The organism is Kitasatospora sp. NEAU-CNBT7 (assembly GCF_057220535.1).
This window is the reverse complement of the sequence record NZ_JBXQQB010000001.1, coordinates 384,212-398,299: the sequence shown is the minus strand read 5'-3', so window position 1 is coordinate 398,299 and position 14,088 is coordinate 384,212. Positions and strand designations below refer to the sequence as shown.

At 71.6% G+C, this 14,088-nt stretch carries 10 protein-coding genes and 1 tRNA gene; 8 read left to right on the top strand and 3 right to left on the bottom strand.

All coding sequences use genetic code 11. From position 1 onward, the window contains the following. Positions 1 to 127 precede the first annotated feature (127 nt). Positions 128 to 1,969, bottom strand: a complete 1,842-nt coding sequence (locus AC2TEW_RS01810; RefSeq protein ID WP_484621459.1) for a phosphatidylglycerol lysyltransferase domain-containing protein — start codon at positions 1,967 to 1,969, stop codon at positions 128 to 130. A 246-nt stretch (positions 1,970 to 2,215) separates the two neighbouring features. Here AC2TEW_RS01810 and AC2TEW_RS01805 point away from each other — a divergent pair, with 246 nt between their 5' ends. Beyond that, complete coding sequence (locus AC2TEW_RS01805) at positions 2,216 to 2,884, top strand: response regulator (RefSeq protein ID WP_484621458.1); 669 nt, start codon at positions 2,216 to 2,218, stop codon at positions 2,882 to 2,884. Further along, on the top strand, positions 2,884 to 4,032 hold the full coding sequence (locus AC2TEW_RS01800) for a sensor histidine kinase (RefSeq protein ID WP_484621457.1): 1,149 nt from the start codon (positions 2,884 to 2,886) through the stop codon (positions 4,030 to 4,032). Before AC2TEW_RS01805 ends, AC2TEW_RS01800 begins: the two co-directional genes overlap by 1 nt. Positions 4,033 to 4,137: 105 nt before the next feature. On the opposite strand, the gene AC2TEW_RS01795 is transcribed toward AC2TEW_RS01800, so the two are convergent. Continuing rightward, positions 4,138 to 4,224, bottom strand: a tRNA-Leu gene (locus AC2TEW_RS01795). Between the two features lie 403 nt (positions 4,225 to 4,627). On the opposite strand from AC2TEW_RS01795, the gene AC2TEW_RS01790 reads away from it, so the two are divergent. From AC2TEW_RS01790 to pknB, 6 genes are all read left to right on the top strand, one after another. Further along, on the top strand, positions 4,628 to 5,494 hold the full coding sequence (locus tag AC2TEW_RS01790; protein ID WP_484621456.1) for an FHA domain-containing protein: 867 nt from the start codon (positions 4,628 to 4,630) through the stop codon (positions 5,492 to 5,494). A gap of 12 nt (positions 5,495 to 5,506) precedes the next feature. After that, positions 5,507 to 6,019 carry an FHA domain-containing protein FhaB/FipA gene (locus tag AC2TEW_RS01785; RefSeq protein ID WP_033820250.1) on the top strand — a complete coding sequence of 171 codons (513 nt, stop codon included), beginning with the start codon at positions 5,507 to 5,509 and terminating at the stop codon, positions 6,017 to 6,019. Positions 6,020 to 6,070: 51 nt separating this feature from the next. Then, the gene (locus tag AC2TEW_RS01780) at positions 6,071 to 7,573 is read left to right on the top strand and encodes a PP2C family protein-serine/threonine phosphatase (protein WP_484621455.1); all 1,503 of its coding nucleotides are present in this window, start codon (positions 6,071 to 6,073) and stop codon (positions 7,571 to 7,573) included. Between the two features lie 42 nt (positions 7,574 to 7,615). Further along, entirely contained in the window at positions 7,616 to 9,061 is a 1,446-nt protein-coding gene (locus tag AC2TEW_RS01775) for an FtsW/RodA/SpoVE family cell cycle protein (protein ID WP_233289013.1), read from the top strand. A 97-nt stretch (positions 9,062 to 9,158) separates the two neighbouring features. Further along, the gene (locus AC2TEW_RS01770) at positions 9,159 to 10,619 is read left to right on the top strand and encodes a peptidoglycan D,D-transpeptidase FtsI family protein (protein ID WP_484621454.1); all 1,461 of its coding nucleotides are present in this window, start codon (positions 9,159 to 9,161) and stop codon (positions 10,617 to 10,619) included. Positions 10,620 to 10,937: 318 nt separating this feature from the next. Then, positions 10,938 to 13,001: a Stk1 family PASTA domain-containing Ser/Thr kinase gene (pknB, locus tag AC2TEW_RS01765; RefSeq protein ID WP_484621453.1), complete on the top strand. Its 2,064-nt coding sequence runs from the start codon at positions 10,938 to 10,940 to the stop codon at positions 12,999 to 13,001. 89 nt (positions 13,002 to 13,090) lie between these two features. Here the strand turns inward: pknB and AC2TEW_RS01760 are convergent, their stop codons facing one another. Beyond that, positions 13,091 to 14,005 carry a BRO-N domain-containing protein gene (locus AC2TEW_RS01760; protein ID WP_484621452.1) on the bottom strand — a complete coding sequence of 305 codons (915 nt, stop codon included), beginning with the start codon at positions 14,003 to 14,005 and terminating at the stop codon, positions 13,091 to 13,093. Positions 14,006 to 14,088: the final 83 nt, after the last annotated feature.

Sequence of the window (14,088 nt, the reverse complement as noted above, 5' to 3'; positions counted from 1 at the left end):
AGGTTGGAGAGCATCCCCCATTCGCCCCCCGATCGGACCCCCGACGGAGTACGCCCCGGGGTGGTCCGGGCTGGATTCCCTCCGCCCCCCGGCGGAGGGACAACCCATTCCCGTCCTGCCCGGCCGGCTACGCCTTCGGCGCGGCCGGAGCGGCCGCCCGCACGTGCCGACGCCGGAACAGCGCGGGAAGACTCGGTACGGTGATGAAACCCTCGGCGCGCGCACTGGCGATGCCGATCCGCGGGATCTCACTGCTCTTCTCGAACAGCAGATAGCGCGGTTCCCAAATCGGGCGGTACTTCGCATTGGCCCGGTAGAGGGACTCGATCTGCCACCAGCGGGAGAAGAATCCCAGCACCGAACGCCACAGCCGCAGAACCGGCCCCGCCCCCAGCCTCGAACCGCGCTCGAATACCGATCGGAACATCGCGAAGTTCAGCGACACCCGGGCGAGCTCCACCTCCCCGGCCCGCTGCAGGAGCTCAATCACCATGAATTCCATCAGGCCGTTCTCGCTGTCGCGGTCCCGGCGCATCAGGTCCAGCGAGAGACCGTCCCGGCCCCAGGGCACGAAGCTCAGCAGGGCCCGCAGTTCACCGTCGCCGTCGTGGCACTCCAGCATCACGCAGCGGCCGTCGTCCGGGTCGCCCAGACGCCCGAGCGCCATCGAGAAGCCGCGCTCGGTGGCACCGTCCCGCCAGTGGTCGGCCCGGTCGACCAGCGCGGCCATCTCCGCCTCGGGGATGTCCTCGTGCCGGCGGATCCGGACCGTATAGCCGGCCCGCTTGACCCGGTTGTACGCCTGGCGGACCACCCGCATCGCCCGGCCGTCCAGCGAGAACTCGTCCAGCTCGACGATGGCCTCGTCACCGAGCTCCAGCGCGTCCAGCCCGTGCCGGGCGTAGATCACCCCGGCCTCCTCGGAGGCCCCCATCACCGCGGGCACCCAGGCGTGCTCCCGGGCCTCGCCCAGCCACGCCTCGATCGCCCCCGGCCAGGCCTCCGGGTCACCGATCGGGTCCCCCGACGCCAGCGAGACCCCGCCGAGCACCCGGTAGGCGACCGCCGCCTTGCCGCTCGGCGAGAACACCACCGCCTTGTCCCGGCGCAGCGCGAAGTAGCCCAGCGAGTCCCGCTCGCCCTGCCGCTCCAGCAGCGCCCGCAGCCGGGTCTCGTCCTCCTCGGTGAGCAGCTCCTGGCCGCGCGGGCTGCGGAAGGCCACGTAGATGACCAGCAGGAACAGCCCGGCGCTCATCACGTTGATGGAGGCGTCCACCCAGGTCGGGACCGAGATCACGCCGGCCACCCGCTCGGACGGGGTGACCGTGACCATCCGGGCCACCGCGTACAGGAAGCGGTCCCCGAAGTCGTCCCCGGGAATGGTGTTGGTCGCCGAGACCAGCACCGAACCGATCCCGCCGCCGACCAGCAGGCCGGCGAAGAAGGTGGCGACCGCGGTCTTGGGGTTCGACCGGTCGCCCTTGGAGGTGAACTCCCGCCGGCCGACCACCAGCGCCACCACGAACAGACCGGTGATCACCGTGGAGAAGTAGTTCAGCGGGTGGTGCGCGAAGCTCTCGCCCGGCAGCACCATCAGCACCAGGTAGGCGAGGAAGAACAGCCCGGCCAGCGCGGTGTTGAAGATCCACGCGGCCCGCTTGCGCCGCCGCATCGCCACCGCCAGGAAGACCGACAGCACGACCGTGCTCAGACCCCCCGTCACCAGGTACGGGGTGAAGTACTCACCCTCGTTGTGGGTGCGCACCTGCTCGCGGAACGGCACGGCCAGCACCGCCACCAGGTTCAGCAGGGCCATCAGCCGCAGGTACCACACCGTCAGGGACGCGGCGCGCGAACGCCACCGCGACGGCGGCCCGGCGTCGGCGGCGGGAGCGGCGGAATGGGCGGACGGGGCCGTCTTCACAGTGGACACAGCTCCAATTCCAGGGGATCGGACCGGGGCACGCATCCGCACGGCCCCCACCGGGGCGCCGCCCGGCGTCCGAATGGCCGGGTCCCGTCGGCCCGCGACGGGGGCCTGTCTCCTTCCATGGTTGCCCACCCAGGATGAGAATGACGTGAAACCGGTAGCGGATTTGCACCCCCGCCGATCGGCGGGGGTACCATCCGCCCGGCCGCCGCGTCACCGCCCGCCGCCTGCGCCTACGCTCGAAGCAGGCTGCGCCGGGCAGCGCACCGAGACTGAGGAGAGACCATGCCGCCGATCCGCGTCCTGATCGTGGACGACGAGGTCCTGGTCCGCTCCGGTCTCGGACTGATCGTCGGCTCGGCGCCCGACCTCGAAGTGGTCGGCAGCTGCTCCGGCGGCCAGGCCGAGGAGCAGGCCGCCGCGCTCGCCCCGCAGGTGGTGCTGCTCGACATCCGGATGCCCGACCTCGACGGCATCACGGTGCTGCGCCGGCTGCGCGCGCTGCCCGACCCGCCCGCCGTGGCGATGCTCACCACCTTCGACACCGACGAGTACATCGGCACCGCGCTGCGCACCGGGGCGGCCGGCTTCCTGCTCAAGGACACCGCCCCCGAACAGCTGGTGCACGCCGTCCGGGTGCTGGCGGCCGGCGGCAGCGTGCTCTCCCCCACCGTCACCCGCAGCGTGATCAGCGGCTACGTCGAGGGCGGGGTGCCCGACACCGAGGCCGCCTCGCTGGCCCGCCAGCTCACCGGCCGGGAGCTGGACGTGCTCGCGCTGCTCGGCGAGGGCCTGTCCAACGCCGAGATCGCCGACCGGCTGTTCCTGGGCACCGGCACGGTCAAGGACCACATCAGCGCCATCCTCGGCAAGCTCGGCGCCGCCAACCGGGTCCAGGCCGCGGTGATCGCCCACCGGGCCGGCCTGGTCCGCACCCCGGGGCAGAGCGGCTGATGGGCGCCGGCGGCAGAACCCTGCCCGGGTGGGCGACCGGACGGTGCACGGCCCTGCTGCTGCCGGTCCTGCTGGCCGGCGTGGACGCCGCACTGGTCGGCAAGGACGGCACCTGGTGGGAGCTGATGCTCTCGGCCGTGGCCTGCCTCGCCCTGCTGATGCGCCGCCGCTTCCCGGTCCTGACGCTGCTGCTCACGCTGCCCGGGACGTACGTCGAGTACATCTGGATCGCGCCGATCACGGCGGTGTACTCGGTCGCCGCGCACCGCGCCGAGATCCGGGCGACCACCGTCTGCGCCACCCTGTTCGCCCTGGTCGAGTACTTCCACTGGCCCGTGACGGCCTCGATGTTCGAGATCAGCCGGGAGACCGCGCTGGACGCCATCGAGAGCGTCATGCTGGCCGCGGCGCCGGCCGCGCTCGGACTGCTCGCCCGCACCCGGCGCGAACTGGCCGAACGGATCGTCGAGCTGACCGAGGGGCAGCAGCGGGAGAGCCGGCTGCTGGCCGAGCGGGTGCTCGGCCAGGAACGCGCCAGGCTGGCCCGCGAGATGCACGACGTGGTCTCGCACCAGGTCAGCCTGATCTCCATCCAGGCCGGCGCGCTCCAGGTGTCCACCTCGGACCCGGCGGCCAAGGACACCGCCCGGACCATCCGGGAGCTGTCCGTGCGCACCCTGGAGGAGCTGCGCCAGATGGTCGGCGTCCTGCGGGCCGCGAGCCTGCGGCGGGACGAGCCGCTCGCCCCGCAGCCCCGGCTGGCCGACCTGCCCAAACTGATCGAGGGCAGCGGGCTCCCGGTCACCGCCCGGCTGGCCACCGGCGACCGGGACTGGCCGGAGGCGGTGGAGCGGGCGGCGTACCGCACCGTCCAGGAGGCGCTCACCAACATCCGCAAGCACGCCCCGGGCGCCCCGGTCAGCGTCAGCCTCGCGGCGCGCGGCACCCGGCTGCTGGTCGAGGTGCGCAACGGGCCGGCCCCGCTCGGCGCCCCCGGCGCGCTGCCCGACCACCTGCCGGGCGGCGGCCACGGCCTGGTCGGGCTGCGCGAACGCGCCCAGCTGCTCGGCGGCAGCCTGACCGCCGACCCCGGACCGGACGGCGGCTTCACGGTGCGCGCGGAGCTCCCGGCGGCCGGCGGGGAGTGAACGGCGGCGCGTGCGGCGCCTCCGAACGTGGGCGCACGACGGCGCGGGGCACGACGGCGCGGGCGCAACAAAGAGGCCGGTCGGATAAAATCCGACCGGCCTCAGTGGTGCGCGAGGGGGGAGTTGAACCCCCACGCCCTTTCGGGCACTGGAACCTGAATCCAGCGCGTCTGCCTATTCCGCCACCCGCGCATGGGTGATGTCGTAGATGCTACCTGATCTTCGGACCGGTCCGAGCCTCTCGGCCCTTCCCCGGTCTTCCGGTCCGGCTCCCTTGCGGGGCGCCCCTTCCGACGTGGAAAACATTAGCACGGCGTGCGCGGTAGTCCGAAATCCCTTGTCCCGGACCGCCCGGACGGCCGCCGACGAACGGGTGATCGAGGGGTTGGCCGGACGCGAAGGGGGTAGCCCTGGCTTGCCGGGAGCACCGATGGATGCGTGTGCCCGGGCTCACCAAGGGGCACCACATGCCGGGGGAACCGTACGGATGGGCCCGGCGTGGATACGATCAGTACGGAAAACCCGCCATCGGACCGAGGCGACACGCCGCAGACGGCGCGCCCGGCCGGATCAACGCCCTGGAAGGGGGTGCCCCGTGGGAGTCCTGAAGAAGTTCGAGCAGCGGCTCGAGGGTCTCGTGAACGGCACCTTCGCCAAGGTGTTCAAGTCCGAGGTCCAGCCGGTCGAGATCGCCGGAGCGCTACAGCGCGAGTGCGACAACAACGCGACCATCTGGAACCGCGACCGCACCGTCGTGCCCAACGATTTCATCGTCGAGCTCAGCCCGCACGACCATGAGCGACTCAGCCCGTACGCCGGACAGCTCGGCAAGGAGCTGGCCGGCATGGTGCGCGAGTACGCGGAGGCGCAGCGGTACAGCTTCATGGGCCCGCTCCAGGTGACCCTGGAGAAGGCCGACGACCTGGACACCGGCCTGTACCGGGTGCGCAGCCGCACCCTCGCCTCCGAGGAGCCGGCCCAGCAGGCCGCGCCGCAGCAGCCGCAGGGCTACGGCCGCCCGCCGACGCCGCCGGCCCCCGGCGCGCCCTGGCAGCAGCCGGGCGCGGCCCCGTACGGTGCGCCGCCCCCGCCGGCCGCGCCCCCGGTGATGCCCACCGCCCCGCCCGCCCCGGGCGGCGGCAACGTGCGCCCGTTCCCGGGCGCCGGCCACAGCGGCGCGGGTACCCGGCGCTGGATCGAGGTCAACGGCAACCGGCACCAGATCACCGGGAACGCCATGGTGCTCGGCCGCTCCACCGAGGCGGACGTGCGGATCGACGACCCCGGGGTGTCCCGCAAGCACGCCGAGATCCGGCCCGGGACGCCCGCGATGGTGCTCGACCTGGGGTCGACCAACGGCATCGTGGTGGACGGACAGCACACCCAGCGCGCTACGCTCCGCGACGGCTCCCGAATCGTTCTGGGGTCCACCACCATCGTCTACCGACAGGTCGAAGGGTAGAGCGGGCCTCCTATGTCAGATCTGACCCTGACGGTCATGCGGCTTGGCTTCCTCGCCGTGCTGTGGCTGTTCGTCATCGTCGCGGTGCAGGTGATCCGCAGCGATCTGTTCGGCACCAAGGTCAATCCGCGCTCGGCGCGGCGGGCCGCCGCCGCCCCGGCGGGTGCCCCGAACCGGCCGCCGCAGACCCAGCAGAGCGCCGCCCCCGCGCAGCCGAGGCAGCGCCGGGGCGCCCCCACCCACCTGGTGGTGGTGCAGGGTTCGCTGGCCGGCACCACGGTCGCGCTGCAGGGCCAGACCATCACCCTGGGCCGGGCGCACGACTCCACCATCGTGCTCGACGACGACTACGCGTCCTCCCGGCATGCCAGGATCTACCCGGACCAGACTGGGCAGTGGACGGTCGAGGATCTAGGCTCCACCAACGGCACCTATCTGGACCGGCAGCGGCTGACCACGCCGCAGCCGCTCCAGCCCGGGATGCCGATCCGTATCGGCCGGACCGTCATCGAGCTGCGGAAGTAGTCAGCGCATGAGGGACAGCACCCCGTCCACCCAGAGGAGGGTAGGGACCGCATGAGTCTCGTGCTGCGCTTCGCCGCCGGGTCCCACAAGGGCTTGATCCGGGAGGGGAACGAGGACTCCGGCTACGCCGGTCCGCGCCTCCTGGCCGTGGCCGACGGCATGGGCGGGGCAGCGGCCGGTGAGGTCGCCTCCTCCGAGGTGCTCGGCTCGATCGTCCGGCTGGACGAGGACGTGCCCGGTGCCGACCTGCTGACGCTGCTGAACGACGCGGTGCAGACCGCCAACGACCGGCTGCGGCAGATGGTCGAGGAGGACCCGCAGCTCGAAGGCATGGGCTGCACCCTCACCGCGATGCTGTGGACCGGCCAGCGGATGGGCCTGGTGCACATCGGGGACTCCCGGGCGTACCTGCTGCGGGACGGCTCGCTCAGCCAGATCACCCAGGACCACACCTGGGTGCAGCGGCTGGTCGACGAGGGCCGGATCACCCCGGAGGAGGCCGAGACCCACCCGCAGCGCTCCCTGCTGATGCGGGCGCTGGACGGGCGCGGCCAGGTCGAGCCGGACCTGTCGATCCGCGAGGTCCGGGCCGGCGACCGCTACCTGATCTGCTCGGACGGCCTGTCCGGGCCGGTCAGCCACCAGACCCTGGAGGAGACGCTCGGGAGCTTCTACGCCCCGCAGCAGACCGTCCAGGCGCTGATCGAGCTGGCCCTGCGCGGCGGCGGTCCCGACAACATCACCTGCATCGTCGCGGACGTCATCGACGTCGGCGCCACCGACACCCTGAGCGGCCAGCTGGCGGACTACCCGGTGGTGGTCGGCGCGGTCGCCGACGCGCCGCCGCACCCGAGCAGCGACCAGGGCATGCTGAACACCCCGGCCGGCCGCGCCGCCGGCCTCGGCCGCCCGCAGGCCCCGCAGGGCGCCTTCGGCCCGGCCAACGGCTACGACGCGCCCGCGCCCGGCTTCGGCCCGGCGGAGGGCTATCCGGAGACCGGGTACGGCGAGTCCGCCGAGGGGGGCTTCGGCGAGCCCTACGGCGCGTACGAGGACTCCGAGCAGCCTGTCCAGGAGGGCCGGCGGCGCGCGCGCCGCAAGCGCCGCGGGCTGAAGGTGTCGATCGCCGTGGTGGTCGTCCTCGGTGCGCTGGGCGCGGCCGGCTGGTTCGGCTACCAGTGGACCCAGGACCAGTACTACGTGGGAGCCGACGGCGACTCGGTCGCGGTCTACCAGGGCATCAACCAGAACCTGGCCGGCCTGGGGCTGTCCTCGGTGCACCAGAAGTACGGCGACATCGAACTCAAGTACCTGCCGACCTACCAGCGCACCCAGGTCACCAAGACCATCCAGGCCAAGAGCCTGGGGGACGCCGAGGACCAGGTGAAGCGGCTCGGTGAGCAGGCCGCGGCCTGCAAGCGGGTCGCCGACGGCGCCAAGCCGGCCGCCCCGCCGACCACCGACCCCGCCACCACCGGCACGACCACCCCGGGGGGTGTCGCCCCCCTCACCGAGCGGGAGCAGCAGCTGGCCACCTCCTGCCCGACCCAGTAGGGGCCCTTCCGGGGTCCAGCAGCCGTCGGGAGCGGCCGTCACGTGAGCACCTTTGACCTGAGCAGCAACAGCAACACCGAACCCGCGCGGCGGCGCGCCAACACCACCATCACGCCGCAGGGCACGCCGAACCGGCGCAACACCGAGCTGGTGATGCTGGCCTTCGCGGTGCTGGTGCCGATGGCGGCGTACGCCAACGTGGGCCTCGCGATCGACAAGAAGCTGCCGGCCGGCATGCTGGAGTACGGCCTCGGCATGGGCGCGCTGGCGCTGATCGCGCACCTGGTGATGCGCCGCTTCGCGCCGTACGCCGATCCGCTGCTGCTGCCGCTGGCGACGCTGCTGAACGGGCTCGGGCTGGTGATGATCTGGCGGCTGGACAAGGCGGGCAGTCTGCTCGCGTCCAACTACCCGGCGGCGGCCAACCAGCTGATGTGGTCGGGCCTTGGGATCGCCTTCTTCATCGGTGTGATGCTGCTGCTGAAGGACCACCGGATCCTGCAGCGCTACACCTACATCTCGATGGTGGTGGCGCTGGTGCTGCTGGCCGCGCCGGCCTTCTTCCCGGCCCGGGCCGGGGACTTCGGCGCCAAGATCTGGATCCACATCGGCTCGTTCTCGATCCAGCCGGGCGAGTTCGCGAAGATCATCCTGACGGTCTTCTTCGCCGGCTTCCTGATGGTCAAGCGGGACGCGCTGGCGCTGGCCAGCCGCCGCTTCATGGGCCTGTACCTGCCGCGCGGCCGCGACCTCGGGCCGATCATCGTGGTCTGGCTGCTGTCCATCCTGATCCTGGTGTTCGAGACCGACCTCGGCTCGTCCTTCCTGTTCTTCGGCCTCTTCGTGGTGATGCTCTACGTCGCCACCGAGCGGACCAGCTGGATCGTCTTCGGTCTGGTGATGTCGATCGGCGGCGCGGCGGTGGTCGCGATGGCCGAGCCGCACGTCAAGACCCGCATCAACTCCTGGCTGGACCCGATGGCAGCCTTCCAGGACCCGCCGCCGCCCGGCACCAGCGAGCAGATCGGCCAGACCCTGATGTCCTTCGGGACCGGCGGGGTCACCGGTACCGGCCTCGGCCAGGGCCGCTCCTGGCTGATCCAGTTCGCCGCCAAGAGCGACTTCATCCTCGGCTCCTTCGGCGAGGAGCTCGGGCTCACCGGCATGATGGCGCTGTTCGTGCTGTACGGGCTGATCGTGCAGCGCGGCCTGCGCACCGCGGTGGCCGCCCGTGACCCGTTCGGCAAGCTGCTGGCGGTCGGGCTGTCCTCCGCCTTCGCGCTGCAGGTCTTCGTGGTGGCCGGCGGTGTCACCGGCCTGATCCCGCTGACCGGTATGACGATGCCGTTCCTGGCCCAGGGCGGTTCGTCGGTGGTCGCCAACTGGGCGCTGATCGCGATCCTGCTGAAGATCAGCGACACCGCGCGCCGCCCGGCCGCCGAGCCGACCCCGGAACCCGCGCCCGGAGCGGAACCGACCCGGACCTGAAACCCGTGGTGATCCATGCGGTTGAATCTCAGATAGCTGTGCCACCATCGGCCGTGCCAGGCCCACCGACACCGGAGAACCGGAGGGGATCCGTCCCGTGAACAAGCCGATCCGCCGGGTCTCGATCTTCTGTCTGGTCCTGATCCTGGCCCTGATGGTCCGCGTCAACTGGGTGCAGGGTGTCCAGGCCGAGGCGTGGGCGAGCAACAAGCACAACGACCGCAACAAGTACGACCGGTACGCCTACCCGCGCGGCAACATCATCGCGGGCGGCCAGCCGGTCACCAACTCCGACTTCGTCAACGGCCTGCGCTACAAGTACAAGCGCAGCTGGATCGACGGCCCGATGTACGCGCCGATCACCGGCTACTCCTCGCAGTCCTTCGGCACCAGCCAGCTGGAGCAGCTGGAGGACGGCGTGCTGGCCGGCACCGACTCCCGGCTGTTCTTCCGCAACACCCTCGACATGCTCACCGGTGAGCAGAAGAAGGGCGGGGACGTCGTCACCACGATCGACCCGAAGGCGCAGAAGGCCGCGTTCGAGGGGCTGGGCGACAAGAAGGGCGCCGCGGTCGCGATCGACCCGCGCACCGGCGCGATCCTGGCGCTGGTCTCCACGCCGTCCTACGACCCGGGCACCTTCTCGGGCGGCGGCAAGGAGGACTCCAAGGCCTGGACGGACCTCAACAACGACCCGAACAAGCCGATGCTGAACCGGGCGCTGCGCGAGACCTACCCGCCCGGCTCGACCTTCAAGCTGATCACCGCCGCCACCGCGTTCGAGACCGGGCTGTACAAGAACGTCGACGACGCCACCCAGACCCCGAAGCCGTACATCCTGCCCGGCACCAGCACCGAGCTGAAGAACGCCAGCGCCACCGAGGACTGCGAGAACGCCACGGTGGAGCACGGGATGGACCTGTCCTGCAACACCGTCTTCGGCAAGATGGGTGCCGACCTCGGCAAGGACAAGCTGCGGGCGCAGGCGGAGAAGTTCGGCTTCAACAACGGCAAGATCGACACCCCGATCCGGGCCGTCACCAGCGTCTTCCCGTCCAACTCCAGCCCGGACGGCACCGCGATGGACGCCATCGGGCAGCACGACACCCGGGCGACCCCGCTGCAGATGGCCATGGTCGCCGCCGCGATCTGCAACAACGGCAGCCTGATGCAGCCCTACCTGATCGCCCAGGAGCGCTCGGCCAACCTCGACGTGATCTCCAACCACACCGAGCACCAGCTCAGCCAGGCGGTCAGCCCGGCCACCGCGCAGAAGCTCCAGCAGCTGATGGAGAGCGTGGTGCAGAACGGCACCGGCACCAAGGCGAAGATCAACGGCGCCACGGTCGGCGGCAAGACCGGCACCGCGCAGCACGGCCAGGACAACAGCGGTCTGCCGTTCGCCTGGTTCATGTCCTACGCCAAGGGCGCCGACGGCAAGCAGGTCGCGGTCGCGGTGGTGGTCGAGGACGGCGCGGCCGAGCGGAACGAGATCAGCGGCGGCTCGATCGCCGCGCCGATCGCCAAGTCGGTCATGGAGGCCGTGGTCAACAAGTAACGGCCCGGCCGGCCGGACGGCTCAAAAAAAGTCGTGTGACGATCGACCAAGTCCGACCCCGCCCGCTTTTACCCGGAGATTGTCACAATGGGACGGTCCCGGTCGATACCGGTCTGGTCTCAGCTGGCGGGCTCGCCCGGCTCACCGAGGTTGGCCCGGTAGCGTATCCGCAAGCAGCGGGTCTGCCCGCCGCACACCCACGGCCCGGGCCGTGGGCCGGGACCGCGAAACCAGCGCGGGCTCCGGATGCGTCTTACAGAGCGTGCGGGGACACCTACGTCACATCCTCACCGACCGGTGGGGGAGAGGGTCGGAACTATGGAAGAGCCTCGTCGCCTCGGCGGCAGGTACGAGCTCGGCGGCGTCCTCGGGCGCGGCGGCATGGCCGAGGTCTACCTCGCCCATGACACCCGGCTCGGCCGTACGGTCGCCGTGAAGACCCTCCGTGCCGACATGGCCCGAGACCCGTCCTTCCAGGCCAGGTTCCGCCGCGAGGCACAGTCCGCGGCCTCCCTCAACCACCCCGCGATCGTCGCCGTGTACGACACCGGCGAGGACTACATCGACGGCATCTCCATCCCGTACATCGTGATGGAGTACGTCGAGGGGTCCACCCTGCGCGAGCTGCTGCACTCCGGGCGGCGGCTGCTGCCCGAGCGCGCGCTCGAGATGACCATCGGCATCCTCCAGGCGCTGGAGTACTCGCACCGGGCCGGCATCGTCCACCGCGACATCAAGCCCGCCAACGTGATGCTCACCCGCCAGGGCAACGTCAAGGTCATGGACTTCGGCATCGCCCGGGCGATGGGCGACGCCGGCATGACGATGACCCAGACCTCGGCCGTCATCGGCACCGCCCAGTACCTCTCCCCGGAGCAGGCCAAGGGCGAGACCGTCGACGCCCGCTCCGACCTGTACTCCACCGGCTGCCTGCTCTACGAGCTGCTGACCGTGCGGCCGCCGTTCGTCGGCGACTCCCCGGTCGCGGTCGCGTACCAGCACGTCCGCGAGGAGGCCCAGCCGCCGTCCGCGTACGACCCCGAGGTCCGCCCGGAGATCGACGCGATCGTGCTCAAGGCGCTCGCCAAGGAGCGGGACTACCGCTACCAGAGCGCCGACGAGATGCGCGACGACATCGAGCGCTTCCTCGACGGCCTCCCGGTCGCCGCCGCCCAGCAGGCCGCCTACGGCATGGGCGCCGCGGGCTACGGCTACGACCAGGGCGGCGCCCAGTACGACCCGTACGGCCAGACCAACCTGCTCCCCCAGCACGGCGCGGCCGGTCCGACCACCATGCTGCCGCAGGTCGGCAACGCGCAGGGCGGCTACGGCTACCCGCCGCAGCAGGACGGCTACGACGGCGGGAACGGCGGCGGCTACGACGACGGCTACAGCGGCGGCGGGCGCCGCCGCGAGGAGCCGCCGAAGAAGAACAACACCTCGTGGATCATCCTCGCCGTGGCGGCGGTGCTGGTCCTGGTCGGTGCCTTCTTCGTGGTCCAGGCGATGGTGAAGACCGGCGACAGCGCGGGCGGCAAGACCACCTCCCCGACCCTGGTCGGCAAGACCCTGGCCGAGGCCCAGAACGCGGCCAAGGCGCAGAGCTCGACCCTGACCGTCCAGGCCGGGGACCCGGTCGCCTGCCCGGACACCAAGATCCAGAAGGATCAGGTCTGCACCCAGGACCCGCCGGCCGGCACCTCCGTCGCCACCAACACGGTGATCAAGGTCCAGCTCTCCTCCGGCCCGGCCGCGGTCGACCTGGCCGACTTCAGCGGCAAGTCGCTCGCCGAGGCCACCGCCGCCCTGCAGAAGGCCGGCTTCGTGGTCGCCAACCCGGTCTACAAGACCGACGACAGCGTCCCGCAGGACAGCGTCATCTCGCAGAGCCCGGCCGCCGGCAAGGCGCCCGCCGGGGCGACCGTCACGCTGACGGTCTCCCAGGGCCAGGGCAAGATCGCGGTGCCGGGTGTCACCGGTCAGCCCCAGGACGCGGCGACGGCCGCGCTGGAGGCGCAGAACTTCACGGTCGACGTGAAGACCACCCCGACCACCGACCCGACCAAGATCGGCATGGTGGCCAGCCAGAACCCGCCGGCCAACACCAAGGCGGCCAAGGGCTCCAAGGTGACGCTGACGGTCTTCAAGGCTCCCGACAAGGTCAACGTCCCGATCCTGCAGGGCAAGACCTACAAGCAGGCGTTCGACGCACTGAAGGCCGTCGGTCTGACGCCGAGCGTGGTGGCCGGCCCGCAGGACGACAACGCGGTCGTGATCAACAGCGACCCGCAGTCCGGCACCCCGGTCGACCCGAACACCGTGGTCAGGCTCTGGACCCGTCCCGGTGACAAGGGCGGCCAGACGCCGGGCGGCAACAACTGACGATCCGCCACCGAGGGGGCCGTGCACCGCGCACGGCCCCCTCGGGCGTGTCCGGACACCCGTGCCGACGACGCCGCTCGGTCGCGGCACTACCGCGCGTCCCGGCCGATCTCCTGCAGCGCCAGCTGCCGCATGATGGCGACACCCTGCGGCAGCACCAGCGGCTGGTGGTGCTGGACGCTCGGCCACCCGTACACGGCTCCGCCGATCCGGCGGACCCGGATCAGCGCGGCGAGCCGGGCGTCGGTGAGGGTGTACCCGCTGTACGGGCCGGAGAGCTGACGCAGCAGGCCCGCGTCGCACGCGGTCCGCAGCAGTCCGCTGCGGCTCAGCTCCTGGTGTCCGGTCTCCAGGGCCAGCAGCTCCGCCAGGGCGTCGAAGGTGAGCGCGTCCTCGGGGATGACGCCGTGCCGGATCGGCTCCTCCTCCGAAGCCGGCCGGGCCGCCGCGCGCTGCGGCGGCACGCGGTGGCCGCCGTCCGACCGCTCCACCACGTCGATCAGCCGGGTGATCCGCTCGTCCAGCCCCTCGACGGCTCGGGTGCTGGCGCCCATCGCCGCCGTGACCGCGGCCCGGGCCTCGGCGCCGAAGGCGGCCGCCGCGGCCTGCGCGACCAGCCGGAAGAACTGGACCGCCTCCGGGGAGGCCTGCGGGCCGGGGTCCGCGTCCACCGTGTAGCGGCCGGTGCGGCGGATCGCCGGGATCACCTCGTGGGTGATCCACCGCTTGAAGGCCCGCGCCTGCGGCTTGCGGGAGCGGAGCACCAGTGAGTACAGCCCGGGCTCGTTGATCACGGAAACCTGCTGGTCACCACCGGGGGTCGTCACAGTGTGACGGCCCTTCTCATCATCGTCGAGGGCAGCCAGGGCACGGTGGGCAAGCGTGATCTCCAGGACCGCGCAGACATCCGCCGCCACCCACCACGGCTCGCCGTCGACCGTGACCACCCTGACCCCGTGCCCCTGGAAGTCGAACCGGGCCGGGGCTTCGTTCGCGTTCGTCATATCAGGCACAACGACTGCGCCGGACGGCGGAGACTCGAATCCCCGCCGGAACGTCAGTTCGGCCCGGGGCGGCCTCGATCGGG

Coding starts and splice junctions, on each gene's coding strand:
- AC2TEW_RS01810 (WP_484621459.1), bottom strand. CDS start 1,969: ATGCGTGCCCCGGTCCGATCCCCTGGAATTGGAGCTGTGTCCACTGTG.
- AC2TEW_RS01805 (WP_484621458.1), top strand. CDS start 2,216: ATGCCGCCGATCCGCGTCCTGATCGTGGACGACGAGGTCCTGGTCCGC.
- AC2TEW_RS01800 (WP_484621457.1), top strand. CDS start 2,884: ATGGGCGCCGGCGGCAGAACCCTGCCCGGGTGGGCGACCGGACGGTGC.
- AC2TEW_RS01785 (WP_033820250.1), top strand. CDS start 5,507: ATGTCAGATCTGACCCTGACGGTCATGCGGCTTGGCTTCCTCGCCGTG.
- AC2TEW_RS01780 (WP_484621455.1), top strand. CDS start 6,071: ATGAGTCTCGTGCTGCGCTTCGCCGCCGGGTCCCACAAGGGCTTGATC.
- pknB (WP_484621453.1), top strand. CDS start 10,938: ATGGAAGAGCCTCGTCGCCTCGGCGGCAGGTACGAGCTCGGCGGCGTC.
- AC2TEW_RS01760 (WP_484621452.1), bottom strand. CDS start 14,005: ATGACGAACGCGAACGAAGCCCCGGCCCGGTTCGACTTCCAGGGGCAC.